The organism is Marinobacter sp. M3C, assembly GCF_023311895.1.
In the GTDB taxonomy this organism is placed as follows: domain Bacteria; phylum Pseudomonadota; class Gammaproteobacteria; order Pseudomonadales; family Oleiphilaceae; genus Marinobacter.
Genome location: NZ_CP092284.1, coordinates 126,621 through 153,035 on the forward strand (window position 1 = coordinate 126,621; position 26,415 = coordinate 153,035).

21 protein-coding genes are annotated in these 26,415 nt (G+C 55.5%); 12 read left to right on the forward strand and 9 right to left on the reverse strand.

All coding sequences use genetic code 11. The features are described from left to right. The first annotated feature begins 72 nt into the window (after window positions 1–72). The 6 genes from purF to serS all read left to right on the forward strand — a co-directional run bounded on the left by purF (window position 73) and on the right by serS (window position 8,960). Complete coding sequence (purF, locus tag MIH18_RS00520) at window positions 73–1,596, forward strand: amidophosphoribosyltransferase (protein WP_249013606.1); 1,524 nt, start codon at window positions 73–75, stop codon at window positions 1,594–1,596. Window positions 1,597–1,654: 58 nt separating this feature from the next. Continuing rightward, complete coding sequence (locus MIH18_RS00525; RefSeq protein WP_249005027.1) at window positions 1,655–2,896, forward strand: O-succinylhomoserine sulfhydrylase; 1,242 nt, start codon at window positions 1,655–1,657, stop codon at window positions 2,894–2,896. A gap of 6 nt (window positions 2,897–2,902) precedes the next feature. Beyond that, window positions 2,903–5,575: a DNA translocase FtsK 4TM domain-containing protein gene (locus MIH18_RS00530; RefSeq protein WP_249013607.1), complete on the forward strand. Its 2,673-nt coding sequence runs from the start codon at window positions 2,903–2,905 to the stop codon at window positions 5,573–5,575. An 18-nt stretch (window positions 5,576–5,593) separates the two neighbouring features. Then, window positions 5,594–6,268: an outer membrane lipoprotein chaperone LolA gene (gene lolA, locus MIH18_RS00535; protein WP_249013608.1), complete on the forward strand. Its 675-nt coding sequence runs from the start codon at window positions 5,594–5,596 to the stop codon at window positions 6,266–6,268. Continuing rightward, window positions 6,268–7,605, forward strand: coding sequence for a replication-associated recombination protein A (locus MIH18_RS00540; protein WP_249005024.1), 1,338 nt, complete (start codon window positions 6,268–6,270; stop codon window positions 7,603–7,605). The genes lolA and MIH18_RS00540 overlap by 1 nt, the downstream gene beginning before the upstream one ends. Before the next feature lie 80 nt (window positions 7,606–7,685). Continuing rightward, window positions 7,686–8,960, forward strand: a complete 1,275-nt coding sequence (gene serS, locus MIH18_RS00545; protein ID WP_249013609.1) for a serine--tRNA ligase — start codon at window positions 7,686–7,688, stop codon at window positions 8,958–8,960. 58 nt (window positions 8,961–9,018) lie between these two features. Here serS and MIH18_RS00550 read toward each other — a convergent pair whose 3' ends face one another. After that, entirely contained in the window at window positions 9,019–10,095 is a 1,077-nt protein-coding gene (locus tag MIH18_RS00550; RefSeq protein ID WP_249013610.1) for a 3-deoxy-7-phosphoheptulonate synthase, read from the reverse strand. A gap of 113 nt (window positions 10,096–10,208) precedes the next feature. Between MIH18_RS00550 and MIH18_RS00555 the strand changes: the two genes are divergently transcribed. Together MIH18_RS00555 and MIH18_RS00560 are read left to right on the forward strand one after the other, a co-directional pair. Continuing rightward, window positions 10,209–12,044 carry a DUF1631 family protein gene (locus MIH18_RS00555; protein ID WP_249013611.1) on the forward strand — a complete coding sequence of 612 codons (1,836 nt, stop codon included), beginning with the start codon at window positions 10,209–10,211 and terminating at the stop codon, window positions 12,042–12,044. After that, window positions 12,037–12,468 carry a PilZ domain-containing protein gene (locus MIH18_RS00560; protein WP_249013612.1) on the forward strand — a complete coding sequence of 144 codons (432 nt, stop codon included), beginning with the start codon at window positions 12,037–12,039 and terminating at the stop codon, window positions 12,466–12,468. The genes MIH18_RS00555 and MIH18_RS00560 overlap by 8 nt, the downstream gene beginning before the upstream one ends. 139 nt (window positions 12,469–12,607) lie before the next feature. Here the strand turns inward: MIH18_RS00560 and MIH18_RS00565 are convergent, their stop codons facing one another. The 7 genes from MIH18_RS00565 to gloB form a co-directional block, all read right to left on the reverse strand. Further along, window positions 12,608–13,402, reverse strand: a complete 795-nt coding sequence (locus MIH18_RS00565; RefSeq protein ID WP_098418684.1) for an enoyl-ACP reductase — start codon at window positions 13,400–13,402, stop codon at window positions 12,608–12,610. Window positions 13,403–13,506: 104 nt separating this feature from the next. Continuing rightward, entirely contained in the window at window positions 13,507–15,129 is a 1,623-nt protein-coding gene (locus MIH18_RS00570) for a dipeptide ABC transporter ATP-binding protein (protein ID WP_249013613.1), read from the reverse strand. Window position 15,130: 1 nt separating this feature from the next. Then, window positions 15,131–16,177, reverse strand: a complete 1,047-nt coding sequence (locus MIH18_RS00575; protein ID WP_249014581.1) for an ABC transporter permease — start codon at window positions 16,175–16,177, stop codon at window positions 15,131–15,133. 12 nt (window positions 16,178–16,189) lie between these two features. Continuing rightward, entirely contained in the window at window positions 16,190–17,272 is a 1,083-nt protein-coding gene (locus tag MIH18_RS00580) for a microcin C ABC transporter permease YejB (protein ID WP_249013614.1), read from the reverse strand. Next, window positions 17,273–19,141: an extracellular solute-binding protein gene (locus MIH18_RS00585; protein ID WP_249013615.1), complete on the reverse strand. Its 1,869-nt coding sequence runs from the start codon at window positions 19,139–19,141 to the stop codon at window positions 17,273–17,275. A 40-nt stretch (window positions 19,142–19,181) separates the two neighbouring features. Then, a complete protein-coding gene (locus MIH18_RS00590) occupies window positions 19,182–20,921 on the reverse strand; it encodes a LysM peptidoglycan-binding domain-containing protein (RefSeq protein WP_249013616.1) in 1,740 nt (579 codons plus the stop codon). Between the two features lie 242 nt (window positions 20,922–21,163). Further along, on the reverse strand, window positions 21,164–21,967 hold the full coding sequence (gene gloB, locus MIH18_RS00595) for a hydroxyacylglutathione hydrolase (protein WP_249013617.1): 804 nt from the start codon (window positions 21,965–21,967) through the stop codon (window positions 21,164–21,166). 150 nt (window positions 21,968–22,117) lie between these two features. Between gloB and MIH18_RS00600 the strand changes: the two genes are divergently transcribed. The 4 genes from MIH18_RS00600 (at window position 22,118) to MIH18_RS00615 (ending at window position 25,976) form a co-directional block, all read left to right on the forward strand. Then, window positions 22,118–22,906 (forward strand): methyltransferase domain-containing protein, encoded by a 789-nt coding sequence (locus tag MIH18_RS00600; RefSeq protein WP_249005014.1) that lies wholly within the window; start codon window positions 22,118–22,120, stop codon window positions 22,904–22,906. Beyond that, window positions 22,896–23,336 (forward strand): ribonuclease HI, encoded by a 441-nt coding sequence (gene rnhA, locus MIH18_RS00605; RefSeq protein ID WP_007351039.1) that lies wholly within the window; start codon window positions 22,896–22,898, stop codon window positions 23,334–23,336. The genes MIH18_RS00600 and rnhA overlap by 11 nt, the downstream gene beginning before the upstream one ends. Window positions 23,337–23,369: 33 nt before the next feature. Then, window positions 23,370–24,080, forward strand: a complete 711-nt coding sequence (dnaQ, locus tag MIH18_RS00610; protein ID WP_249013618.1) for a DNA polymerase III subunit epsilon — start codon at window positions 23,370–23,372, stop codon at window positions 24,078–24,080. A gap of 186 nt (window positions 24,081–24,266) precedes the next feature. Beyond that, window positions 24,267–25,976 carry a chemotaxis protein gene (locus tag MIH18_RS00615; protein ID WP_249013619.1) on the forward strand — a complete coding sequence of 570 codons (1,710 nt, stop codon included), beginning with the start codon at window positions 24,267–24,269 and terminating at the stop codon, window positions 25,974–25,976. A gap of 73 nt (window positions 25,977–26,049) precedes the next feature. Here the strand turns inward: MIH18_RS00615 and MIH18_RS00620 are convergent, their stop codons facing one another. Further along, window positions 26,050–26,364 (reverse strand): SCP2 sterol-binding domain-containing protein, encoded by a 315-nt coding sequence (locus tag MIH18_RS00620; RefSeq protein WP_249005010.1) that lies wholly within the window; start codon window positions 26,362–26,364, stop codon window positions 26,050–26,052. Window positions 26,365–26,415: the final 51 nt, after the last annotated feature.

The following is a 26,415-nucleotide window of genomic DNA, read 5'->3' on the forward strand; positions in this document are numbered from 1 at the left end:
CCAGGCGCTATATCAGGCAATCTGTCTGGCGTGGCTTTCATTCAGTTTTAACACTCGGAGAATCTCTATTCCATGTGTGGCATCGTCGGTATCGTCAGCACTTCCCACGTGAACCAGCTACTTTATGATGCGCTGACCGTTCTTCAGCATCGGGGCCAGGACGCAGCAGGTATTGTTACCTTCGAAGACGACCGTTTTTACCTGCGTAAAGACAACGGTCTGGTGCGCGATGTATTCCATACCCGCCACATGCACCGGTTAGTGGGCAACGTCGGTATTGGTCACGTTCGCTACCCTACCGCCGGCAGCGCGAGCTCAGCCGAGGCTCAGCCGTTTTACGTCAACAGCCCCTACGGCATCACATTGGCCCACAATGGCAATCTGACAAATTCTGACGAGCTCAGCACCGACTTGTTTCGTACCGATCTGCGTCACATCAACACCAACTCCGATTCGGAAGTGCTGTTGAACGTGTTCGCTCACGAGCTTCAGAAACTGGGCAAGCTGGACCCGACCAAAGACGATATTTTTGCCGCTGTGCGTTCTGTACACGAACGCTGCCGCGGTGCCTACGCGGTTATCGCGATGGTTACGGGCTATGGCATTGTCGGTTTCCGCGACCCCAATGGCATTCGCCCCATCTGTTACGGCGTGCGCGTAGCCAGTGACGGCCGCAAAGAATATATGATTGCGTCTGAAAGCGTGGCCCTGGCCGCCTCCGGTTTCGCCCTGGTGCGTGACATTGCGCCGGGTGAAGCGGTATACATTGAAACCGATGGCACCTTTCACAGTGAGCAGTGCGCCAAAAAGCCAAAGCTCTATCCGTGTATTTTCGAGCATGTGTACTTCGCCCGCCCGGACTCCATCATGGACAAAGTCTCGGTTTATAAAGCGCGCTTGCGCATGGGTGAAACTCTGGCGGATAAAGTGCTGAAGGATTTCGCCGATCACGATATTGACGTGGTTATGCCGATACCAGACACCAGCCGCACCTCGGCTATGCAGATGGCTCACCGTCTGGGCGTGAAATTCCGCGAAGGCTTTATCAAAAACCGCTACATCGGCCGTACCTTTATCATGCCCGGCCAGACCATGCGCAAGAAATCGGTACGCCAGAAGCTAAACCCCATTGATCTGGAGTTCCGCGGCAAGAACGTGATGCTGGTTGACGATTCCATTGTGCGTGGTACCACCTGCAAGGAAATTGTGCAGATGGCCCGCGATGCCGGCGCCCGCAAAGTGTATTTCGCCTCGGCCGCGCCCCCGGTGCGTTATCCCAACGTGTACGGCATTGATATGCCGTCTGCTAAAGAACTGATTGCTCACGATCGCACGGTGGAAGAAATCCGGGAATTGATCGGCGCCGACTGGTTGCTGTATCAGAACCTGGAAGACCTGATCACTTCTGTTAGCGATGTTAATAGTGACATTGATGGCTGGGAATGTTCGGTGTTTACCGGTGAATACGTAACTGGCGATATTGATCGTGCCTATCTGGATCGCCTGGATGGCCAGCGTAACGATGCAACCCGCTCCGGCATCGTGAAGAACGATACCCAAAACGGCAGTATAGACATGCATAACGACGAAGACTGATGCTTTAGACCGCACAAGAATATTATTACCAGCAGAAAACCATGACCAGGAGAAAACGATGACATTTTGCCGCGAAGAATCGGTTTTGATCCCAGAATCAGACCTGGACGGCATGTCTGACGATACCCTGGCGGTGCGCGCGGGGCAGATTCGTACCGGCCAGCTGGAGCACAGCGACGCTATATTTCCTACGTCCAGCTTTGTTTACGCCAGCGCGGCGCAAGCGGCTGCGCGTTTTGCCGGTGAAGAGCCCGGTAATATTTATTCGCGTTTTACCAATCCCACGGTGACCGCCTTCGAAAATCGCATTGCGGCGATGGAAGGCGGCGAGCGGGCAGTGGCAATGGCTTCGGGTATGGCGGCCATTACCAGCACCTGTATGGCGTTGCTGAAGGCCGGTGACCATGTGGTGTGTTCTCGGGACGTATTCGGCACGGTGAATTCGCTGTTTCAGAAATACCTGAGCAAATTTGGTGTTGAAACCACCTTTGTAAAACTGACAGACGAAGCCGGCTGGGCAGCGGCTATTCGGCCCAATACCCGCCTGTTGTTTCTGGAAACGCCGTCTAATCCGTTGTGCGAAATTGCCGACATTCGAAAGATGGCCGATCTGGCCCACGCCCACGGTGCGCTGTTGGTCGTTGACAACTGTTTTTGCACCCCGGTGCTGCAACAACCGCTGGCGTTGGGCGCAGACCTGGTCACCCATTCCGCGACCAAGTATCTGGACGGCCAGGGCCGTTGCATAGGTGGCGTTGTTGTAGGCCCCCACGCGCTGCTGGAAGAAATATTCGTGTTTTTGCGGGCGACAGGCCCAACCATGAGCCCGTTCAACGCCTGGGTGTTCATGAAGGGCTTGGAAACCTTACCAATTCGTATGCGAGCCCACTGTGACAATGCGTTAGAGTTGGCCCAATGGCTGCAGCAGCAGAGCGCGGTGGAAACGGTTTTTTATACCGGCCTGCCGCAGCATCCGCATTATGAACTGGCCAAACGCCAGCAAAAGGCCTTTGGCGGCGTTTTGTCGTTTCGGGTAAAAGGGGGCAGGGAAGAGGCCTGGCGCTTTATTGACGCTACTCGGATGGTGTCTATCACCGCCAACCTCGGTGATGTGAAGACCACCATCACCCACCCTGCAACAACGACTCACGGGCGATTGTCGCCCGAAGACAAAGAGCAGGCCGGAATCAGTGAAAACTTGATTCGCCTGTCGGTAGGCATTGAAGCCATTGACGACCTGAAAACCGATCTTGACCGGGGTTTTCAGGCCCTTCAGAACCCCGGTCATGGCAACATCTGAGCATTCATGGCAGCAAGCGCAAAGGCAAAAGACACGTCGGCCCAGCCGCTGACTGATAAACAGCTGCGTTTTCGCAAGCTGCTGGCCCAAGGTGCCCGCGAGGGTGCCGTTATTGCGCTCATTGCGCTGGCGATTTATTTATGCATGGCGCTGTTCAGCTTTCACGCCAATGACCCCGGCTGGGCCAGTGTGGGCCATGACGCCCAAGTGCTCAATTACGCCGGCCGCAGCGGTGCCTGGCTGGCCAGCCTGCTGCGCAATTTCTTCGGTTACGTGGCCTGGTTGTTTCCAACCATGGTGGCAGGTTACGCGCTGCTGCTGATTCGCCTTCGCAATCGTTCCCAAGACGTCCACTGGCCCCTGTTAATGGTGCGTTTTGGCGGGTTTGTTCTGATTCTGCTGTCGGCCACCAGTCTGTTGTCGCTTTACTCTCTTTTTGGTCTGGGTGAATCTTCCGGCGGCGTGATGGGCGTAACTGTGGCCGATGCTATGGTGCGGTTTTTTAACCTGCCGGCCACGACCTTGGTATTGATTGCCATATTGTTGTTTGCGTTAACGGTTACCACCGGGCTTTCCTGGTTCTGGCTGATGGACCAGTTGGGTGGCCTGGCGCTGACGGTTGGCACACGGATACAAAATGGGTTAAGAAGCAGCCGTTCCGCAAAGGGCTATGCTGAAAAAACCGACGAAGAAACCACTGGAAACTATCAGCCACCGCTTTTGAATCATAGGGTTGAAGGCAAGTCTTCAGGCCAGTTTGATGACGAAATTCGCGCGGACAGAGCGCTTGAACGAGTGCGCTGGTGGCACCGTATTCCGGGGTTTGGCCGTCGTGGCCAATCTGAAACGGAATACAGCGATGACGCAAGCGACTACTTTGATCTGAGCGCCGATTCAGACGATGAGCCGGCGCGCATTGAAAGCTTTAGCGCCCATGACGAGAGCGCTCGCAGCGACTACAGCGATTCCAAAAGCAGTAGGCCCGCACCTGCGTCGCGGCCACCAGCGCGCAAAGCTACGCCTTCATCATCGACTTCCGCCGATAGCGCGGCAAAAGGCAGTTCTCAAGACACCGGCCGTTCATTCAAGATTGCGCCGTTTAAAAAAGACGATCAGGGCAAACCCGGTGACAGCAATGGGGCTGGCAAACAATCCTCGCTGCTGGAAGATATTGAAAGCCCGATTCCACCGATCACGCTGTTAGATCCGCCCGAGCAGCAGCAGGAGAAAGGTTACACCGAAGAATCCCTGCAACATATGTCGCGGTTGCTGGAAGAAAAGCTGGCCGACTTTGGGGTCACCGTAGAGGTGGTTGAGGTGAATCCCGGCCCGGTGATAACCCGTTTCGAGATCAAGCCGGCCGCGGGCGTTAAGGTCAGCAAAATATCCAACCTGGCGAAAGATCTGGCGCGCTCACTGGCGGTGCTGAGTGTGCGGGTAGTTGAGGTGATTCCCGGGAAATCCGTAGTGGGTATCGAAATTCCCAACGAATACCGCCAGATGGTGCGGTTGAGTGAAGTATTGAGTTCGCGGGTGTTTGCTGAATCTACCTCCGCGCTGACCATGGCGCTGGGCAACGACATAGGCGGCAACCCCATAGTGGCCAACCTTGCGAAAATGCCCCACCTGCTGGTGGCAGGTACCACCGGTTCCGGTAAATCGGTTGGGGTGAATGCCATGTTGCTGAGTATGCTGCTAAAAGCCGGGCCGGAAGAAGTGCGTTTTATTATGGTAGACCCGAAGATGCTGGAACTGAGCATATACGACGGTATTCCGCACCTGCTGGCACCCGTGGTCACAGACATGAAAGAAGCCGCCAATGCACTGCGCTGGTGTGTGGCTGAAATGGAACGGCGTTATCGCCTGCTGGCCACCTTGGGCGTGCGTAACCTGGCCGGTTACAACCGTAAGGTAAAAGAAGCTGCAGCCGCCGGCGAGCCTTTGCGGGATCCGTTCTGGAAGCCCGACGACCATCTGGACAACGACGAGCAGCAACGGCCGGAACTGGAACCATTGCCCTCTATTGTGGTGGTGATTGACGAATTTGCCGACATGATCATGATTGTTGGCAAAAAAGTGGAAGAGCTGATCGCGCGAATTGCCCAGAAAGCTCGCGCCGCCGGTATTCACCTGATTCTGGCTACCCAGCGGCCGTCGGTGGATGTCATCACCGGTTTGATAAAGGCCAATATTCCCACTCGCATATCGTTTCAGGTGTCGTCAAAAATTGACTCCCGTACCGTGCTCGACCAAGGGGGTGCGGAGCAGCTACTGGGCCACGGCGATATGCTGTATCTGCCACCGGGATCTGGCTTGCCTGTGCGGGTACACGGCGCCTTTGTCGACGACGATGAAGTGCACCGGGTGGTCAGTGCGTGGAAAGCCCGAGGCGTGCCGGTATACATAGACGACGTTCTTAATGGCGCCGAAGGCGAAAATCTGCCCGGCGTACCCAGCTTGAACGATGATGACAGCGAAATGGATACCTTGTTTGATGAAGCCGTGGCGTTCGTGACAGAAGGCCGCCGGGTGTCGATATCGTCGGTTCAACGTAAATTGAAGATTGGCTATAACCGTGCCGCCAACCTGGTCGAGGCAATGGAAGCTTCGGGGGTTGTCAGTTCGGCAGGCCACAACGGCGCGCGGGAAGTATTGGCTCCGCCGCCTCCACGGAACTAGTGTCCAGGAGCAGGTAGTATGGCGAATAAAAGCACAACGGGTGTTTTGAAACAGCTGGCTACAGCGCTGTTTGCAATGATTTTGACCAGCGCGGCAACGGCGGCTGTCAGTGAAGCGACCCTTCAGAAAGACGCGGCGACTCAACTGGCTGCGTTGTTGAGGGGTTACCAGACATACCAGGCTGATTTCATCCAGATTGTGGTGGGCGACGGTGGTGACCGTATTCAAGAAAGCCGCGGCACCATGAAAGCCAAACGCCCGGGGCTGTTTTATTGGGAAAGCAAAGCGCCTATGGCCCAACACATCGTTAGTAACGGTGATGAAGTGTCGGTGTACGACCCAGACCTTGAGCAGGTAACGGTACACAAGCTAAACAGCGATGTGCAAGCCACGCCGGCCTTGCTGCTGAGCGGCGAGGTAGATAACCTGGCGCAAACCTATGACGTCTCTACCCGCAATGTTGATAACAGTACCCGTGAATTCACACTAAAACCTAAAAGCCCGGATTCATTGTTTGTCGCGCTGAAAATGACTTTTTTTGACGGGCAGCTGCAGGAAATGCGAATGGAAGATTCCCTGTCGCAGATCAGTATTGTGAGCTTTGACCGCATTGTGCTGAACGCTGATATTGCGTCGTCGGTATTCGAGCCGGACTACCCGGCCGGTGTGGATATTATCCGTGACGGTAGCTGATGCAAGATAGCCTGTTCGCCAGTAGCGGCGGATTTCGCCCGCTGGCCGCACGCATGCGGCCAGCCCAGCTGGCAGACTATGTGGGTCAGCCCCACCTGGTTGGGCCCGGCAAACCGCTGCGTCGGGCGGTAGAGCAGGGCCAACTGCACTCAATGATCTTGTGGGGCCCGCCCGGGGTGGGCAAAACCACCTTCGCTCAATTACTGGCTAACGTGAGTGACCTGGCCTTCGAGAGCGTATCTGCGGTACTCAGCGGGGTAAAAGACATACGCGCGGCCGTTGAGCGTGCGCGGGCACGCAAGCAGGGCAGCGGCCAGGACACCTTGTTGTTTGTGGATGAAGTTCACCGCTTTAACAAAAGCCAGCAAGATGCCTTTTTACCGCACATTGAAGACGGCACCTTTATTTTTGTGGGTGCCACCACCGAAAACCCCTCTTTCGAGTTAAACAGCGCGCTGCTGTCTCGCACCCGCGTTTACGTACTGAGGAACCTGGAAGACGACGATATTCAGCGCCTGCTTATTCGCGCGCTAAGCGCCGAAGAAGGCTTTGGTGGGCGCCTGCGGGTAGCCGAGGACGTACTGGCGATGATTGCCAGCGCCGCCAGCGGCGATGCCCGCAGGGCACTTAATATTCTGGAAGTGGCCGCCGACCTGGCGGAGCCAGACGCTGATGGTATCGATAGCGTCAGCGAAGGCCAGCTTGAGCTGGTGATGCAAACCAGTCTGCGCCGTTTCGATAAAGGCGGCGATGTGTTCTATGACCAGATTTCGGCGTTGCACAAGTCGGTGAGGGGGTCTGATCCGGACGGCTCGCTTTATTGGATGTGCCGTATGCTTGACGGCGGCTGCGACCCGCTTTATGTGGCCCGCCGGCTGGTGCGCATCGCCAGTGAAGACATAGGCAACGCCGACCCAAGGGCGCTGCAGCTGACATTGGAAGCCTGGGATACCCAGGAGCGTCTGGGTTCGCCCGAAGGTGAACTGGCGCTGGCGCAAGCGGTGATATACCTCGCCATGGCGCCAAAAAGCAACGCTGTCTATAAGGCGTTCAACCAGTGTATGGCTGACATCCGCCACGATAAAGATTTCGAAGTACCGGTACATCTGCGCAACGCACCGACCCAATTGATGAAATCCATGGGTCACGGCGAATCCTATCGTTACGCTCATGACGAGCCCGACGCTTTTGCGGCCGGTGAAGCTTACTTGCCTGAAGCCATCAGCGCGCGCCGGTATTATCAGCCGGTGGCCCGCGGCCTGGAAATCAAACTCGCTGAAAAACGCCAGCGCCTGGACCAACTGAACGCCGCCAGCCCACGCAAACGCTATAGCTGAAGCACTGGCCACACACGGTGGTGACGGTATAATAGCGGCCTTACATAAAATCATTGTTAAACCGACCAGTCAGGATAATCATGCTCGACCCAAAACGCGTCCGCAGCCAAACCGAAGACATTGCCCGCCGTTTGGCCATCAAAAACTTCACCTTTGATACCGCCACCTTTGAGCAACTGGAAGAGCGCCGCCGTGGCCTTCAAGTGCGGACCGAAACCCTGCAAAGCGAACAGAATAAAAAATCCAAGTCCATCGGTAAAGCCAAAGCGTCGGGTGAAGACATACAGCCTTTGCTGGACGAAGTAGACGACTTGAAAGCGCGTAAATCCGAAGCTGAAGACCAGTTGCGCGAATTGCAGGAAGAACTGAATCACTTTCTTGCCGCTATCCCGAACGTGCCGGATGAAGGCGTACCCGTGGGTAAAGACGACGATGACAACGTTGAGCTTCGCACCTGGGGCACGCCCCGCGAGTTTTCGTTTGAGCCGCAAGACCACGTTGCTCTGGGCGAAGCCCTTCACGGTATGGACTTTGAAACCGCGACGAATCTGGCGCACTCGCGCTTTGTGGTGATGCGCGGCCAAGTAGCTCGCCTGCATCGGGCACTGGCTCAGTTTATGCTGGACCTTCATACCGAAGAGCACGGCTATACCGAAGCTTACGTACCTTATCTGGTGAACGCCGACGCGCTGTTTGGCACCGGTCAGCTGCCAAAATTTGAAGCAGACCTGTTTCGTGTAGAGAGTGAAAAGCCGCTTTACCTTATTCCCACCGCGGAAGTGCCGGTGACCAACCTGATCGCCGACAGCATTCTGGATGCGACCGAATTGCCGCTGAAAATGGTGTGCCATACGCCTTGCTTTCGCAGTGAAGCTGGCTCTTACGGCCGTGATACCCGCGGCATGATTCGCCAGCACCAGTTCGACAAGGTAGAGCTGGTTCAGGTCGTGCGGCCTGAAGATTCCGACGCGGCGCTGGACGCATTGACCGGCCACGCTGAAAAAGTATTGCAGCTGCTGGAACTGCCGTACCGCACCATGGCGTTGTGCGGTGGCGATATGGGCTTTTCCGCTGCTCGCACTTACGATCTGGAGGTATGGCTGCCGGGGCAGCGGAAGTTCCGTGAGATTTCTTCCTGTTCCAACACCCGGGACTTTCAAGCCCGCCGCATGCAGGCGCGCTGGCGTAACCCGGAAACCGGCAAACCCGAGCCGGTGCACACCCTCAACGGCTCAGGCCTGGCCGTTGGCCGTGCTTTGATTGCGGTGATGGAAAACTACCAGCGCGAAGACGGCAGCATTACAGTGCCGGATGTTCTGAAGCCGTATATGCGTGGCTTGGACAAGATCGGCTGACTCAAACCAAAAGCGGGGACACAGTAGGGACAGATTTTAAATCTGTCCCTATCTTGCTTTAAGCCTTGGCGCGTTTCTGCAGCACATCTTTGAGCTTGTTACGCATGTCGTGAACTGCTTTTTCGGTGGTTTCCCAGTCAATACAGGCATCGGTCACCGATACGCCGTACTTCAGGTCTGCCAGGTTCTGCGGAATTGACTGGTTACCCCAGTTGATGTTGCTTTCAATCATCAAGCTCTGGATGGAGGTGTTGCCGTCCAGAATCTGGTTACACACGTCATTCATCACCAGAGGCTGAATAGCCGGGTCTTTGCTGGAGTTGGCGTGGCTGCAGTCCACCATGATGGATTTTCGCAGGCCAGACTTCTCTAGAGCCTGTTCGCACAGGGCAACGTTGACCGAATCATAATTAGGTTTGCCACCACCGCCGCGCAGAACCACGTGGCCGTAGTTGTTACCTCTGGTACGAATAATGGCAACCTGGCCTTGCTGGTTTATGCCCAGAAAACTGTGGGAGTGAGACACGGATTTCATGGCGTTTACGGCAACGTCGAGATTGCCATCGGTGCCGTTTTTAAAGCCAATAGCCATAGACAAGCCACTGCTCATTTCCCGGTGAGTTTGCGATTCGGTGGTGCGAGCGCCAATGGCCGACCAGGAAATCGCATCTTGCAGATACTGTGGGGAAATAGGGTCTAGCGCCTCGGTGGCCGTGGGCAGGCCCAGTTCACTGATATCAATAAGCAGCTTTCGGCCGATGTGAAGGCCCTGCTGAATATCAAAGGTGTCGTCCAGCCGGGGATCGTTAATCAGGCCTTTCCAGCCCACGGTGGTGCGCGGTTTTTCAAAATAGACCCGCATTACAATCAACAGTGTATCGCTTACGTCGTCAGCCAGCTTTTTCAAGCGCCGGGCATAATCCAGGGCGGCATCAACATCGTGAATGGAGCAGGGGCCTAACACCAGAAACAGCCGGTGGTCAGTGCCGTCGATAATGTTGTATATATCCTGGCGACCTTTCGCCACGGTGGCGGCTGCTTTGTCTGTAAGCGGCAGATCATGCTTAAGTGTTTCAGGCGGCATCAGTGTTTCCTGGCTCGCCACGTTCAGGTTCTCTAATTTCGTGCCTGACATAGTTATGATTATTCCCTGATAAGAGCACCGGAGGTTTTCGGTAAAGCCTCGCCTAGTCCGTTATACTGCGTTATTTACCCGTTCTTTTCAACGCTCTTGCAAGCGGGAGATTCATGTCTTTAAAGCCGCCACAGCCACCGGCCAGTCAGGCCAAGGCTATAGATTACGGTGAAACGGAACAGGTGCTCAGCAGTATTCGAGTGCCGGATTTGCCGTATCCGGTAAGTGGCGACTGCGACACTCAGGCCGATGTGTGGCGCGCGTTGATGGCACAGTTCTGGCAGCAGCAAAGCGATGCCAGGGTGAACGACCTGATCGGTGCGGAAAGCGGCGTTTTCAGCGTACGGCAGGTTAATGCAGCCTACCTGGCTGATCGGTTGATGGATGTCTTTCTGACCAGCAGTGGTTTTCATCTGGAACTGGCCCGACGCCTGGCTCGCACGCGTTTTTATTTAGCCTGGCAGCTGGATGAAAAGGGTTCGGCGGCCTTCAGTGACAGCTTACTGGCTGCGTTTGACGGCTTGCAATATTGGCGTGGGTGGAGGCCCGGCGCCGGGCGCTCGGCGCGAATGCTGGCCGACCAGCTGGACGACATGACAGTCGCCATAACAGAGGCGTTTGCGCAGCAAAAGAGTGCCAATGCGGATGATTTTTTTCAGCGCTGGAACGAACTGACCCAGCGTCAGAAAGCTCAAACCAACCATTTTCATGATCGACTGCTGACCACGGAACAGGGTGCGGCCCGCCAGCGCTATGCCGACCAGACCGCACGGGCGCTGGTTAGCCGGGCGTTGCAAGGCCGAAGCTTGCCAGCCGCGTTCAATGACTTTATTGAAAAGCACTGGTTGCCGCTGTTAACCCGCGCACTGCGCGATGGCGGTATTGACGGCAGCGATTTTCGCCACGGCCGCAAGCTGTTGGAATGGCTGGTGTGGCTTGGTGACCCGGCGCTGTCTGATGGTCAGCGCGACCGCCTGTACCAGGTGGGCGAACAGATGACCGACCGGTTGTTGGAGGTGTGGCAGCGAATAATGGACTTAGCGCTGTCAGCCAACACCCTTTACGGTATTCAGTTGGCGATGATGGAACGTATGCGTGACAACAGCAACTGCGAGCTACGCTCTACGGATGCATGCATTAGTGCCATAGCGGCTGACCTGCGCTGGTTGAGCTTGAAAGTCCCGTCAGCCACCGAAATAAACGCAACCTCCGAGCGCTGGTACGAAATACATCAAGACAACGCCGAGCAACGTCGCTACTTTTTTGCTTTGCTGCCCGACACCGCCGAAATTCTGTGGACCAACGGTACCGGTGTGAAGTTGGGTTTTCAGGATTTCAGCGAGTTTTGTACTCAGCGGGAGTGCGGCCTGATTAAACCCTTGCAAGACAGTGTGGCGTTCAGCTGTGTACTAAAGCAGATAATCGCGGTTCTGGCGGCGGCAGCAGCGCAACAGAAACGCGATCGGGCGACCGCGGCAGCTGCAGCGAACGCTCGGGCAGAGGCGTTGCGCCGCGAGCGACAGCAGCGCGAAGAGCCGCATCGGCAACAATTGGAAGTGCGCAAAGTAGAATTGGAGCGCTTGCAGCTTCAGGCAGAAAATCAACGGCTTGCCAAGGCGAAGGCGCAAGAAGAAATGGCTTGGCAGCAACGGCTGCGGACGGCTGAAAAACAAGTTTTCGGGCTGAAACCCGGGCACTGGATTGTGATTCTGGACTCTGCTATTCGCGACGCCGGCGTTGAACGCATGAAACTGGCCATGCGCCTGAGTACCCGCTGTAAGATGGTGTTTGTAGACCGTTTGGGGCTGAATCAACGTGAGTTTCAGGAGCAGGAACTGGTTGAGTGCATTGCGGCCGAACAGATTCGCGTGCTGGACAGCGGTGTGAATTTTGAAGACACGCTGAGCGACGTTGTGGGTCGCATACGGGGAGGGCACTACAGTGGCTGACAAGGACTATACCTTCGGCCTGGCGAATGACGCTGGGGCTCCGGACAATCGTTTTGATTATCGCCTTAGCGCCCGGGCCAAAGCGGTGATTCATCTTGAAACCGGAGAGTCTGTGCAATACATCGACCGGCAACAGGTTCGGGCCTGCCCGGTGCGGGACCTTTCCGCATCTGGGCTGCGGTTATGGAGCGCTTGTTCGTTGCCTGTGGGGGCTTTTTTACCGGCTGTGATTCACTTGGTAGACGGCCAGCCAGATTACCATCTGATGCTGGAAATTGTCTGGTGCAAGCCTGAACTGGCGGATTTGGCAGATACTTCTGTGCCGCCCACCGGTTACCTGGCCGGCTGCCGGGTGCTTGAATCGGGCGGCACAGAGGAGGTGGAATGGCTGGAGGCGATTGCTATGGCCATGCTGAAAGCCTGAACGCACTTTATTAGCCTGCATCAACCCTTAGTCACTCTCTATTAGGCTCGTCAGGTTATCAGACTCGTCAGGAACGAAATAATGCAAAACGCCGGCATAAGCCGGCGTTTTGCATCACTGATCCCAATCGATCAATTTTCTAAATCTCTGCGTCTTCCAGTTCACCCATACCGGTGATGTTGAAGCCGGCATCGACATACATGATTTCGCCAGTGATACCACTGGACATGTCGGACCCCAAGAAAGCGGCGGCGTTGCCGACTTCATCGGTGGTTACGTTGCGGCGCAGCGGAGCGCGCCTTGCGTTTTCGGCCAACATTTTTCGGAAGCTCTTGATACCAGACGCCGCCAGAGTTCTGATCGGCCCGGCAGAAATACCGTTCACGCGAATGCCGTCGCGGCCCAGACTGGCGGCCATGTAGCGCACGTTAGCTTCCAACGAGGCCTTTGCCAGACCCATGACGTTGTAGTTCTGCAGCACTTTCTCTGCGCCCAGGTAGCTCAGGGTCAGCAGCGAGCTGCCTTCGTGCATCATGCCTCGAGCGCCTTTGGCCAGGGCCACAAAGCTGTAGGAGCTGATGTCGTGGGCAATGCGGAAACCTTCACGTGTGGTCACGTCGACGTAGTTGCCGTCAAGCTCGTGGCCCGGGGCGAAACCTACGGCGTGAACGATAATGTCGATGTTGTCCCAGTGCTTGCCAAGTTCGGTGAACACGTTGTTGATTTCGTCATCACTGGCGACATCGCAAGGGAAGGTTAGCGTGCTGCCCCATTGTGCGGCAAATTTCTCGACCCGCGGCTGCAGCTTTTCGTTCTGGTAAGTAAAGGCCAGTTCGGCGCCTTCGCGGGCGAAGGCTTCAGCGATGCCGTAGGCAATCGACAATTTGCTGGCAACGCCAACGATCAGGGCTCTTTTGCCACTAAGAATTCCCATGGGTGTTCTCCTTATATTAACGCGTTACGCTTTATTAACGAATGACGCTGTGTTCAAGATTTAGGGGCATTATCCCAGTTTAATGGCCGGGCGTAAGGCTCGTTTTAGTCGTCTAAAGGTTTCTGGTAAAAGAAGGCCGCATTCAGCAGCTCCCGTGTGTACGGCTGTTCAGGTGCGGCAAATATCTCGGTGGCTTTGCCGTATTCCACAATTCGGCCATGCTGCAACACCAACAGTTTGTGGCTCAGTGCCCGAACCACCGCCAGGTCATGACTGATAAAAATGTAGCTTAGCGCATATTTTCGCTGCAGCGATTGTAACAGCTCAATCACCTGCTTTTGTACGGTTCGGTCCAGAGCCGAGGTTGGCTCGTCCAGGATGATCAAATCCGGCTGCAATACCAGAGCCCGGGCAATGGCCACACGTTGGCGTTGACCGCCGGAAAATTCATGCGGGTAGCGGTGGCGGTCCTGCGGGTTTAAACCCACGTCCGCCAGCGCCTGCACCACCAGCGCGTCTTGGGCTTCAGGGGTGTCTGGCGTATGAATTTCAAGGCCTTCCTGAATAATCTCGGCAATCGACATGCGCGGGCTAAGGCTGCCGAACGGATCCTGAAACACAATCTGAATGCGTTTGCGAAAAGGGCGAAATTGCCTCTGGTTCAGGTTCGCTAAGGGCTGGCCATCCAGATCAATGTGACCGCTGGCCGCCGTCAGCTTCAGCAGGGCGTGGCCGATGGTGGTTTTGCCACTGCCGCTTTCGCCCACAATGCCCAGAGTCTGGCCCCGTTCCAGCTCAAAATTAACGTCTTGTACCGCATGGAAGCTCGACTTTACGCACCCTAGCAGGGTTTTGGCCGTGGTAAAACGCACATTCAAATCACGAACCCGCAGCAGCAGCGTTGCATTTCCAATGTCTGGTTTGGAGGGCGGTGATTTGGGTGGTTCGGCGTCTAGCAAACGTTTGGTATAAGGATGCTGTGGCTTGGTAAAGAGGGTTTCAACTTCAGCCTGTTCCACCAGTTGGCCTTGTTCCATCACCGCCACCCGGTCGGCGCAGCGGCGCACAATGGTCAAATTGTGGGTGATTAGCAAAATGGCCATGCCCAGCTTCTTCTGCAACTGTTGCAACAGCTCCAATACCTGCTTTTGCACGGTTACGTCCAGCGCGGTGGTGGGCTCGTCAGCGATCAGCAGTTCCGGCTCGTTGGCCAGCGCCATAGCGATCATTACCCGCTGTTTCTGCCCGCCCGACAACTGATGCGGGTAGCTGGCCAGGCGGCTTTGCGGATTGTCTATACCGACCAATTGCAGCAGCTCCAGGCAGCGGGCCCGAGCCTGGTCACCGCGCAGGCCTTTGTGTAAGGCCAGTGTTTCGCTAATTTGTTTTTCCACGGTGTGCAGCGGGTTCAGCGAGGTCATCGGCTCTTGGAAAATCATGCTGATCTGGCGCCCGCGCACCTGGCGCAGGCGGTTTTCCGGGGCTTTTAGCAGGTCTTCACCGTGGAACAGAATCTGGCCGCTGGGATAACTAACGTGGCGGGCGTCTAACAGGCGCAGCACAGACAACGCTGAAATGGATTTGCCAGAACCGCTTTCACCGACCAAAGCCAGGGTTTCTCCGGCGTGTACCTGAATATCGAGGCCTCGCACCAGCGGCGGCTGGCCGTTAAAGCTGATGGCCAGGTCATTAATGGATAATAACGGCTGTGTTTTTTGACCCGCCATATCAGTTTTTCCTCGGGTCAAAAGCATCGCGCACCGCTTCGCCGACAAACACCAGCAAAGTCAGCATCACCGACAGGGACACAAACGCCGAGATGCCCAGCCAGGGGGCATGAAGGTTGGCTTTGCCTTGGGCGATCAGTTCGCCCAGTGACGGCGAACCGGAAGGCAGGCCAAAGCCCAGAAAATCCAGCGAGGTCAGCCCGGTAATGGCGCCGGTTAATATAAACGGTAAAAAGGTGAGGGTGGCCACCATGGCATTGGGCAGAATATGGCGGAACATGATTTTCCGGTTATCCAGACCCAGTGCTCTTGCCGCCTTCACATATTCAAAATTACGAGCGCGCAAAAATTCGGCACGCACCACATCTACCAGCCCCATCCAACTGAACAGCAGCATAATGCCCAGCAGCCACCAAAAGTTTGGCTGCACAATGCCAGACAAGATAATCAGCAAGTAGAGCACCGGCAGGCCGGACCAGATTTCGATAAAACGCTGGCCGAACAGGTCCACTTTACCGCCGTAAAAACCTTGCAGTGCGCCAACGGTAACGCCCACTACGCAGCTGGCCAGGGTCAGAATTAGCCCGAACAGCACGGAAATGCGGAAGCCGTAAATAACCCTGGCGGCAACATCGCGGCCCTGGTCGTCTGTGCCTAGCCAGTTTTCGGCGCTGGGCGGCGCCGGCGAAGGCACGTCCAGATTGTAATTGATGGTGTTGTAACTGAAGCGGATGGGTGGCCACAGCATCCAGCCGTTAGCGTTGATTTCATCAGCGATAAACGGGTCGCGGTAATCTGCGGTGGTAGGTAGAAAGCCACCAAAGGTTTCCTCCGGAACATCCTGAACAACCGGGACGTACAACTGGCCCTGATACGACACCAGCAGCGGCGAATCGTTGGCAATCACCTCTGCCATCAGAGCCAGTCCGAACAGCAGCAAAAACAGCCACAGCGACCAAAAGCCGCGACCATTAGCGCGAAAGTTAGCGAGCCTGCGTTTCTGTATGGGGGTTGGCTTTGGGAATAATGCGGTCAAGGTTGCTGTCAAGTTTGACACGGGTCAGGCACCTTCCCGGCTTTCGAAATCGATCCGCGGGTCGACCAATACGTAGGTGATGTCGCTGATCAGCTTCAGCAACAGGCCCATCAGAGTGAATATGAACAGGGTACCAAATATCACCGGATAATCCCGGTTCAGGGCCGCTTCAAAACCCAGTAGCCCAAGACCGTCGAGGGAGAAGATAACCTCAATTAGCAAGGATCCGGTGAAAAACAACGACACCAGAACCGCGGGCAGACTGGCGATCACAATCAGCATGGCGTTGCGGAAAACGTGGCCGTAAAGCACCTGCTTTTCTTCCAGGCCTTTTGCACGGGCAGTGACCACGTAGTGCTTGCCGATTTCATCCATAAACGAGTTTTTGGTCAGCAAGGTGAGCGTGGCAAAACCGCCAATCACATTGGCCGTCACCGGCAGCGCCAGGTGCCAAAAATAGTCGCCCACCTGCTGATACCAGGTCATTTCGTCGAAATTGTTTGAAGTAAGCCCGCGCAGAGGAAACCAGTCATAGTAGCTGCCGCCGGCAAACAGTACGATCAGCAATATGGCAAACAGGAAGCCGGGAATGGCATAGCCAATCACAATCGCCGAACTGCTCCATACGTCAAAGCGTGAACCGTCACTGACCGCTTTGCGAATGCCCAGCGGAATAGAAATCAGATAGATAATCAACGTGGACCAGAGCCCGAGGGAAATGGACACCGGCATTTTGTCCAGAATCAGTTCCAGTACACTTTTGTCACGAAAAAACGAGTTGCCGAAATCGAGAGTGGCGTAATCCTTGAGCATTTTGAAAAAGCGCTCGTGGGCGGGCTTGTCGAAGCCGTACATCACTTCGATTTCCTTTAGTAATTCGTCTGGAATACCGCGACTGCCGCGGCTGTCAACGCTGGTAACCACTTCGCCGCTGCTGTCGCCGCCACCGGCGCGGGCCAGAGTGTTGCCACCGTGGCCCTGCATCTGAGAAATCATTTGTTCAATCGGACCGCCCGGGGCCGCCTGAACAATCGCGAAGTTGAGCAGCATAATGCCGATTAAGGTGGGAATAATCAGCGCCAGCCGACGAAGAATGTAAACGCCCATTTAGCGTTCGACCCACCAATCGTTGATGTCGATGCCGTTCTTGGCAGTGTGTCCGGGGTGCTTCAAATATGACCAGTAAGCCACACGATCACTGGCAAGATACCAGTGTGGCACCACGTAATACTCGTTTAACAAAACCCGGTCTAAGGCGCGGGTGCGATACACCAGTTCTTCGCGGTCGGGCGCTTGAATCACCTGTGCGACCAGTTCATCGACCACCGGGTTGTTCACGCCAACGTAATTGCGTGAGCCATTTACATCCACGTTGCTCGAATGCCAGTAGTCGCGCTGCTCGTTGCCGGGGGAGTCAGACTGGCCAAATACCTGGGTGGTCATGTCGTAATCAAACGAACGCACCCGTTGCACGTACTGGTTGCTGTCTACCAGGCGAACGGTGACATCTACTCCCAGGCGTGCCAGGTTGTTTTTGAACGGCAATACTACCCGCTCAAATGTTTTCTGAAACAGCAGCACTTCAAAGGCCAGGGTTTCACCTGTTTCGCTGTGTACCATTTTGCCGTTCTTGATGCTGTAGCCGGCAGCACGCAGTTCCTCCAGTGCAATCTTGAGATTGGCACGCAAACCTTGTTGGCCGTCGGTCACCGGAGGCTGATAAATTTGATTGAACACTCGTGGTGGTAATGAATCGCGGTAGGGTTCCAGAATTTCCAGTTCGCGGCCCTCGGGCAAACCGGAAGACGCCAGCTCACTGTTGGCGAAATAACTGTTGCTACGAGTGTACTGGTCATAAAACAGGTTTCGGTTGGCCCATTCAAAATCGAATGCGTAGGTCAGCGCTTTGCGCACTCGGGGATCACTGAAAATGGCCTTGCGGGTATTGAACACAAAGCCCTGCATGCCGGCTGGCCGCTGGTGGCCAATGGTTTCGGTGATAATTTCACCGCTTTCGAAGTGTTGCCCGGTGTAGGAGGTAGCCCAGTTTTTGGCTGAAGACTCCAGGCGGAAATCAAAATTACCGGCTTTGAACGCCTCCAGGGCGACGGTGTCGTCGTTATAATAGTCATAGCGGATCTGGTTGAAGTTGAAGCGGCCTTTGCGCACGCCCAAATCTTTTGCCCAGTAGTCCTTCACCCGTTCATAGGTCACTGACCGCCCGGCATCGAATTCGGCAATCCGATAGGGGCCGCTTCCCAGTGGAGGCGTTAAGCCGCTGTCGCCGAATTCGCGATCGGCCCAGTAGTGTGCCGGCAGTATCGGCAGCTGTCCCAGAATCATCGGTAATTCGCGGTTTTTGGTGGTGTCGAAATCAAATCGTATGCGCTGGGGACTCTCCACGGTTACGTTGCTGACATCGGCGTAGTAGTTGCGGAAAAACGGATGGCCTTCGGTAACCAGCGTGTTAAAGGAAAATGCGACGTCTTCGGCGGTAATCGGTTCGCCGTCTTGAAAGCGGGCTTCGGGGCGCAAGTTGAACACCACGTAGCTGCGGTCGGCGGGTGTTTCAATGGATTCGGCAATCAGGCCATAGGCCGAAAACGGCTCGTCGGCGGATGGCTCCATCAGGGTGTCGTAAAGATAACCACTGATGCCGGCCGCCGCCACTCCGCGCAAATGAAACGGGTTGAAGGTGTCAAAACCGTTGGCGACTACCGCAAGGCGTAAAGTGTCGCCTTTCGGCGCGCTCGGATTGACGTAGTCGAAATGGGGAAAATTCGGTGGGTATTTTGGTTTACCGTGCATGGCGATGCCATGCTGGGGGGTGTTAAAAGGCATGGCGTTTGCGGCCGGGAGCGCGTCGCTGTTTTGCGCCATCAGGGGCGTTGCGAGCATGGCCAAACCAATGGAAGCGGCGCAAAGTAAGTGGTTAAAAGACCGGGCCAATGATGTATTCGAGCGTTTTTTTATCATGGGTACCTTTGTTGTTTTAACCACTTTCTTAGTGATCCGGTTACGGGCTATTACGGATGTCCACGTAGAGTACCAGACTTTGTCCAGGTTGCAGATAATGCTCGGTATTTAGGTCATTCCAGCCAGCGATATCGGTGACATTCACCGAAAAGCGCCCAGCAATGGCCGCCAGTGAATCACCTTTGCGCACCCTGTAGCCGACTTTGCGCACCAGGGCTTTGATCCGCGCGCTGGCACTGGAATCGGAACTGGCCACCGTGGTTTCGGCGTTCTGCGACCAGATCACGAGCTTCTTTCCCGGGAATAGTGGGTCGCCCGGTGCCATGCTGTTCCAAGCAGTCAGTTCACGCACTTTCACCCGGTGTTCTCGGGCGATATCCCAGAAGGTGTCTCCGGGCCGAACGTGGTAGGTGACTTTGTCGCCATCACGCGGCCGCGACTGCTTCTTTTCCAGACGCTGGGAGGCGCTTAGTGCATAGGCTTCGCTGTCGCCGGTTGCGGATGGAATCATCAGGCGCTGGCCGACACGGATTGTGTCGCCGTTGAGTTTATTAAGCTTGCGGATGACCGGTGTGGTGGTTTCAAAACGCTGGGCTATGGTGCTTAGGCTATCCCCGGAGCGCACCCTGTAGTTGCGCCAGGACACACGTTGATTGACCGGGTAAGTTTTCAGTGCCTTGCGAAAGCGTTCCGCGCTGGCCACGGGCACCAACAGCCGGTGCGGGCCATCGGGGTTGGTGGCCCAGCGGTTAAAAGACGGGTTTAGCAGGTACATTTCGTCTATATCGGTCTCGGCCAGTTCGGCGGCTTTGGCCAAGTCTAACTGCGAGCCGGTTTCGACCACGGCGAAGTAAGGCTCGTTGGCCAATGCTGGCAAATCGATACCATAAGCTTGTGGATCGGCGAAGATTTTCGCCAGGGCCAGCAGTTTTGGTACGTAGTGGCGAGTTTCTTTCGGCAGTTTCAGCGACCAGAAATCCGTTGGTTTGTTAGCGTTTGTATTTCGGCGTATGGCGCTGGAAACCGTGCCGCCACCGCTGTTGTACGCAGCCAACGCAAGGGTGTAGTCGCCGTCAAAGCGCTTACTCAGACGTTCGAGGTAGGTCAAAGCAGCGTCGGTAGCAGCGATGATATCGCGGCGGTCATCGTGCCACCAGCTTTGGGTTAAGCCGAAGTATTTTCCGGTGGCCGGTACAAACTGCCAGAGCCCGGCGGCGCGGCCGTGGGAGTAGGCAAACGGGTCAAACGCACTTTCTACAATGGGCAGCAGGGCCAGTTCTGTGGGCAGGCCGCGGCGTTCGGTCTCGCTGACGATGTAGTGAAAGTAGCGGCTACCGCGCTCCATCACTCGTTCAATGTAGCGAGGGTGACTGGCAAACCAGGCCAGTTGCTGTTCCAGGCGCGGTTGGTCTACGTCGTGATCCAGCGCAAATCCATCCCGCAGGCGTTGCCACAAATCGTCGTTTTCGGTTTCGATCCCGCTTTTAAGAGCGTTATCGGCCAGCGTTTCGGGCTGTTCAATATTGGCGGTGTTTAGCCTGCCTCGGGCGGTTCTGGCCTGGACTTTTAGCTCTGGGGCAATGGCGTCGTCTAGCGGGTCGTCTTGGCTGGCATCGGCTTGTTCTCTGATGACCGCCTCTTTAAGGTCGTTATCACCGCTGGCGACGGCTACATGAGTGGAATCGAGAGGGTTATCAGCGCTGCTGAGGGAGCGTTCACTGGCGCAACCGGCAATAAGAGCCGCGCTAAACAGGCAAGTTAATAATCGGTTGGGCGACATAAACACACGTTCCGGGATAATAGTTGACCAAACCAGTGGCAAATTGTGCCCGGCGACTTTGGCTGTAAATAAAAAGGTATGCGGAGTTTATGGGTGTGGTTTACCAGTGGTCAAGAAACTGATTGTTACCGCTGCGAGAGGATCGCACAAATCAGGGACAGATTTTAAATCTGTCCCGAGTCTTGCCGAGTCAAGAACCACGAACCAGGGACAGATTTTAAATCTGTTCCTGTCTTGATCTGTTAGCCGCGAAAGTGATCCTTACTGTGGCGAATCGCGGCGAAGACGTCGTCTGGGCTGTCTATCGGTAGTTTGTGATCACTAGCATAGCTTTTTGCGATATTAATCACGTCGGGATCGTCCCAGCGCAGAAACAGGTTCAGACGTTTTTCCTCAGCCAGGGTGGACGGCACTGTTGCTTTGTTATTTGCCCGTGCCTGCTCGCATTGCTGTTCAAACTCGGCCAGGGCACTTGATTGCGGTAACCAGCTACGGGCAAACCTGAGATTCGCCAGGGTGTACTCGTGAGCGCAATAGACGGCCGTGTTGTTAGGTAATTGACGCAGGCTTTCCAAGGATTGGCGCATCTGCGCCGGTGTTCCTTCAAAGAGCCGGCCACAACCCGAAACAAACAGAGTATCGCCGGCGAACAGCAGCGGTCGCCCGGTTATGGCTGTGTCGTCGGTAAAAAAGGCGATATGGTCCAGCGTGTGGCCCGGGACCGCCATGCTGGTAAACGTAATGCCCTCCCACAGCGCAGTGTCGCCAGGATGGATAGGGTTTGTGCTGCCTTTGAACGGGCTATCGGCTGGGCCAATGACCCGGCAGTCGGGATATGCTTCGCGCAGCGCCTTTACGCCGCCAACGTGATCAGGGTGGTGATGGGTGATCAAGATGGCGGTGAGCGCCAGGCCCTGTTGCGCCAAGTGGTCCAGAACCGGTTGCGCCTGTCCCGGGTCCACAATCAGGGCGTTGTGCCGCTGCGGGTCAGCGATGCACCATATATAGTTGTCATTGAACGCCGGTATTGCAGAAATCGTCAACATAACCCACCCATGTGCTTAGCCAATGTGACTGCTATGATAAAGCATTCATCGATTTACCCCAAAACTTGCAGGCCCGGGTGGCATGCGTCGGCTTAGCTTTAGAGTTAAAAAGTGGGGTTAAAAAGCAGGGCTAACAGGAGCAGCAGTATCGTGAAACTCGAAGAGGATATTGATTACCAGGCACGCCATGACAGCTTCGAGCACTGGTTTCAGACTCCGCTTGGCCGGGCTCTGTTGGCAGACCAACGCCAGTACCTTGACCATAAATTGGCCAGCCACACCGGCGCCCGTCAGTTGCAGGTCGGCGTCAGCCATCGCCTGCCGCTGGCAACCGGCACCGACTTTTTGCAACGAATTATTGCCGTGCCTCAATGGCATTCTGATATTCCTGACGGGGTTGCGGTCTGCGACGCGGATGAGCTGCCATTTTCTGGTGATTCGATGGATCTGGTTATTTTGCCCCACACGGCGGATTTTTCCCGTTACCCCCATCAGGTTCTGCGGGAGTCGGCGAGGGTGTTAAGGGGGGAGGGCTGCATTGCTATCACCGGTTTTAATCCGTTCAGTGTTTGGGGGCTGCGCCGACTTTTGTCCGGGCGCTTTGGCAGGCCGTCGGGCGGCCCCTGGAGCGGGCGTTTTATGCCTGCGGGGCGAATGGAAGACTGGTTGCGGTTATTGGGCTTTCAAATAGAACATTCGGTGACCCGCTTTTACGGTTTACCGTTACAGCGCTGTGCACGCAATCCGGTAAAGCGGCAGCCTAGCGGGTTCATGCCGGGCGGCGCTTATTACTGTATCCTTGCGCGCAAACGCGAGCTGGCCCGCACGCCTGGCCGGCGTGCCTGGAGTAAAAGCAAGGTTATAAGCCTGGCAGGTAGCCGCCCGGTGGGAGTGGCGCATACGAGCCATCAGAATCATAGGAGAGTGAATGAGCGGTAACGTGATTATGTACACCGACGGCGCCTGCAAGGGCAACCCCGGGCGCGGCGGTTGGGGCGTGGTGCTGCGCTGGGGCGAGGTTTGCAAAACCTTGCACGGTGGCGAGCAGCACACCACTAATAACCGCATGGAATTGATGGCCGCGATTGAAGGGCTCAAAGCGCTAAAGCGTGATTGTGACGTAGAGTTATATACCGACTCTCAGTACGTGCGCAAAGGCATCACCGAGTGGCTGGCCGGCTGGAAACGCAACGGCTGGAAGACCGCGGCTAAAAAGCCGGTCAAAAATGACGATCTGTGGAAAGCCCTGGATGAACAAAGTGAGCGCCACCGGGTAAACTGGCACTGGGTGAAAGGGCACGCTGGCGTGCCGGATAACGAACTGGCCGACCAGCTGGCCAATCAAGGCGTTGAAGAGCTGACCGGTTAACCGGCTCGGCATAAAAAGGTAAAAGGTAACTGCATGCGACAAATTGTACTGGATACCGAAACCACCGGTATTGACCCCAACGAAGGCCACCGGATTATCGAGATTGGCTGCGTAGAGTTGGTTGAGCGGGCGTTAACCGGGCGTAACTACCATGTTTACGTGAACCCCGGCCGCGAAATAGAAGCCGAAGCCATTGCCATACACGGCATTACCAACGACTTTCTGGCCGACAAACCGCTGTTTGCGGTTGTTGCTGACGAATTTTTCGAGTTTATCCGCGGCGCGGAACTGGTGATCCACAACGCGGCATTTGACGTTGGCTTTATGGACGCCGAATTTGGCCGTCTTGACGGCGGCCGTAAAACCGCCGAACACTGTGGAATTGTTGATACTCTGGCCATTGCCCGCAAACGCCACCCCGGTCAAAAAAACAACCTGAACGCCCTGTGCAAACGCTACGGGGTAGACAACAGTAATCGCGAATTGCACGGCGCTCTGCTGGATGCGGAAATTCTAGCCGATGTGTACTTGCTGTTAACGGGCGGCCAAACTGCGCTGTTGCTGGATGCCGGCTCGGGTGAGGGTGGCCACGGCGACGGTATCCGCCGGGTGCAGGCCGCCCGCGAGGCACTGCAGGTGATTCGTGCCAGTGCCGATGAAGATCTGGCCCATCGCGAGTTTATGGCGATGATGGAAAAGAAAGCCGGCTCGACTGTGTGGAGCCAGGTTCTGGGTTCAAAATGAAAACTGGGTCGGGAGCTGCGTCAGGAACTGCGTAGCAAACTGGATAGAAAGAAATTAACTGACCCTGACGCCTTGGTTGAGTGGCGTGAAAATTGTGTTATAACTGACTAGCGTTACGACATTTTTTGATGTAACCGGTGAAACAGCGTGCGGTGCCACCGCAGAGTCAACAGGGAAGCGTAAGTTATGGTGCAATCGTCTCTGGCAACGAAATCGCAGTCATTCGATCTCGTTAAAGGTGAAATCGAGCAAACCATCCGGCAGGCTGAACACAGCCTTGCGCGCTTTCAGGAAAACCGGGAGAGTGACGAAGATCTGCAAAACTGCCTGGACTGTCTGAACCAGCTGCGGGGCATCTTCACGCTGGTGGAACTGCGTGGCGGAACCTTGCTGTGTGAGGAGGCGGTAAGTACCTGCAATAATGTTCCGGTTGGTGCAACCACCGACAAGAATATTCTGTTAACCACGCTCAATAAAGCTCTATTTGTGCTGCGCCGATATGTGGAATATCACCACCATCAGCGCCAGGACCATCCCAATCTGCTGTTACCGGTGATCAACGAACTGCGCGAAGCGCGCAACGAAGCTGCTTACCCGGAATCCTGGCATTTCAAGCTTGACCTTGCGCAACGCCCGGATTTTTGCAGAGGTATGAAGCTGCGGCCCGTCGCCGGCGACACCAACGATGTCGACATTATGGCCCGGCGCATGCGCTTGACCTATCAAGTGGCGCTGCTGGGTATTTTGCATGAACGCAACGACGCAGTCACAAAGAAGCTCATCAGCCGCGCTGCTCGTGGTTTTGCACGGCTGTGCAACGGCAAGCCCCAGGGGCAACTGTGGTGCCTGGTGGAAATTGTGGCCGACACCATGCTTGACCGGGCCATGATGTTTTCCAAGGCTCGCAAACGCCTGTTCATGGTGATTGAAAAATACGCCCGACAAATAGTTTACATGGGCGCTGATTCGGCGAATAAACCAATACCTGAAGAGTTGCTTACCGATCTGGTGTACCTGCTGCATTGCAGTGGCTCGGCCAATCCCGAAGTTGCGCAGGTGCTTCAGGCCTTTCGCCTGGTGCCTGCAGAATTTTCGGACGCCATTCTGGAAGCCCATTCCCGCAAACTTTACGGCCCGGGCAGTGACGTGCTCAAGTCCCTGTCAGAAGCAATGCAGGATGAACTGAACCAACTAAAAGACAAACTGGACATCATTGAGCGTGGTATCGAGCCGGACTTGGCTGAACTGGGATTGATTGCCAAAATTCTGGAAAAGTTGGCTAACACGCTGGTGATGTTGGATTTGATGCGTCTGGCTACAATCGCTAATAAGGAAGCCACTAAGCTGCGCCAGCTGGAGCAAGAATCGCGTCTGCCAGACGAAACCGAACTGCACAGTCTGGCGGATTCTGTGCTTGGTATCGAAGACGTTGTGTTGCAGATTGCCACTCATGGCATTACCAACGATGCAGATCTGGCAAGCGTTAACCCGTTTGATAGTCGCGAAGAATCATTGTGCCTGCGCGAAGCCGTATGGGTGGTGGCGGATGAAGCCCGTAACGCGCTGACTCTGGCCAAACGAGCGATCACAGCGTTCATTGAATCAGATTACGACAAACTGCACCTGGCTAACGTGCCCGCTACCCTGCACACCATTTGGGGTGGACTGGTGATGATTAACGACCCGGATGCCGCCGAAGTGCTGCAGCGTGTTGGTGGTGCCATACAGCACCAGCTTTTGGACAACAGCGAGCCGCCATCTGAACAGGTGCTGGAAGCCATGGCGGATGCTTTGACATCCCTCGAGTACTACATTGGTAACATTGGCAAGCACGAGCCAGGCAACGCCGACCTGTTGCGCCTGGCGAAAACGTCTTTGGACGACGTTCGTCTTTAAAACCGACGACCTGGCAAATCCGGAGCGAAAAAAAACCTGCCAAGATGGCAGGTTTTTTTAAACGCGGACAGACTCAGCCCATGTTAAACAGGTCGCCGAGTTTGGTGGCCAGCATCATGTCGCCTTCGGCGCGCAGTTGTCCCGCCATGAATGCCTGCATGCCGTCAGTTTCACCCGAAACGACGTCTTCCAGGGTTTCGGAGTTCATGATCAAGGTAACGGAAGGGTCGCCGTGGGCACCTTCGTGTAGCTTGCAGGTGCCGTCGTTAATCACCAGGTGGTAGGTTTTGTCGTCTTCGATATCAAACTGAAAAACCAGGTCCAGACCTTGCGCGGCTTCGGCGTTAAAACTCTGTTCCAGCTTTTCAAAGATTTGTTCTACGGACATAAATTGACCCTTTAAATGGTTGTGATGGCGGCGACACAGCCCGACTCCGTA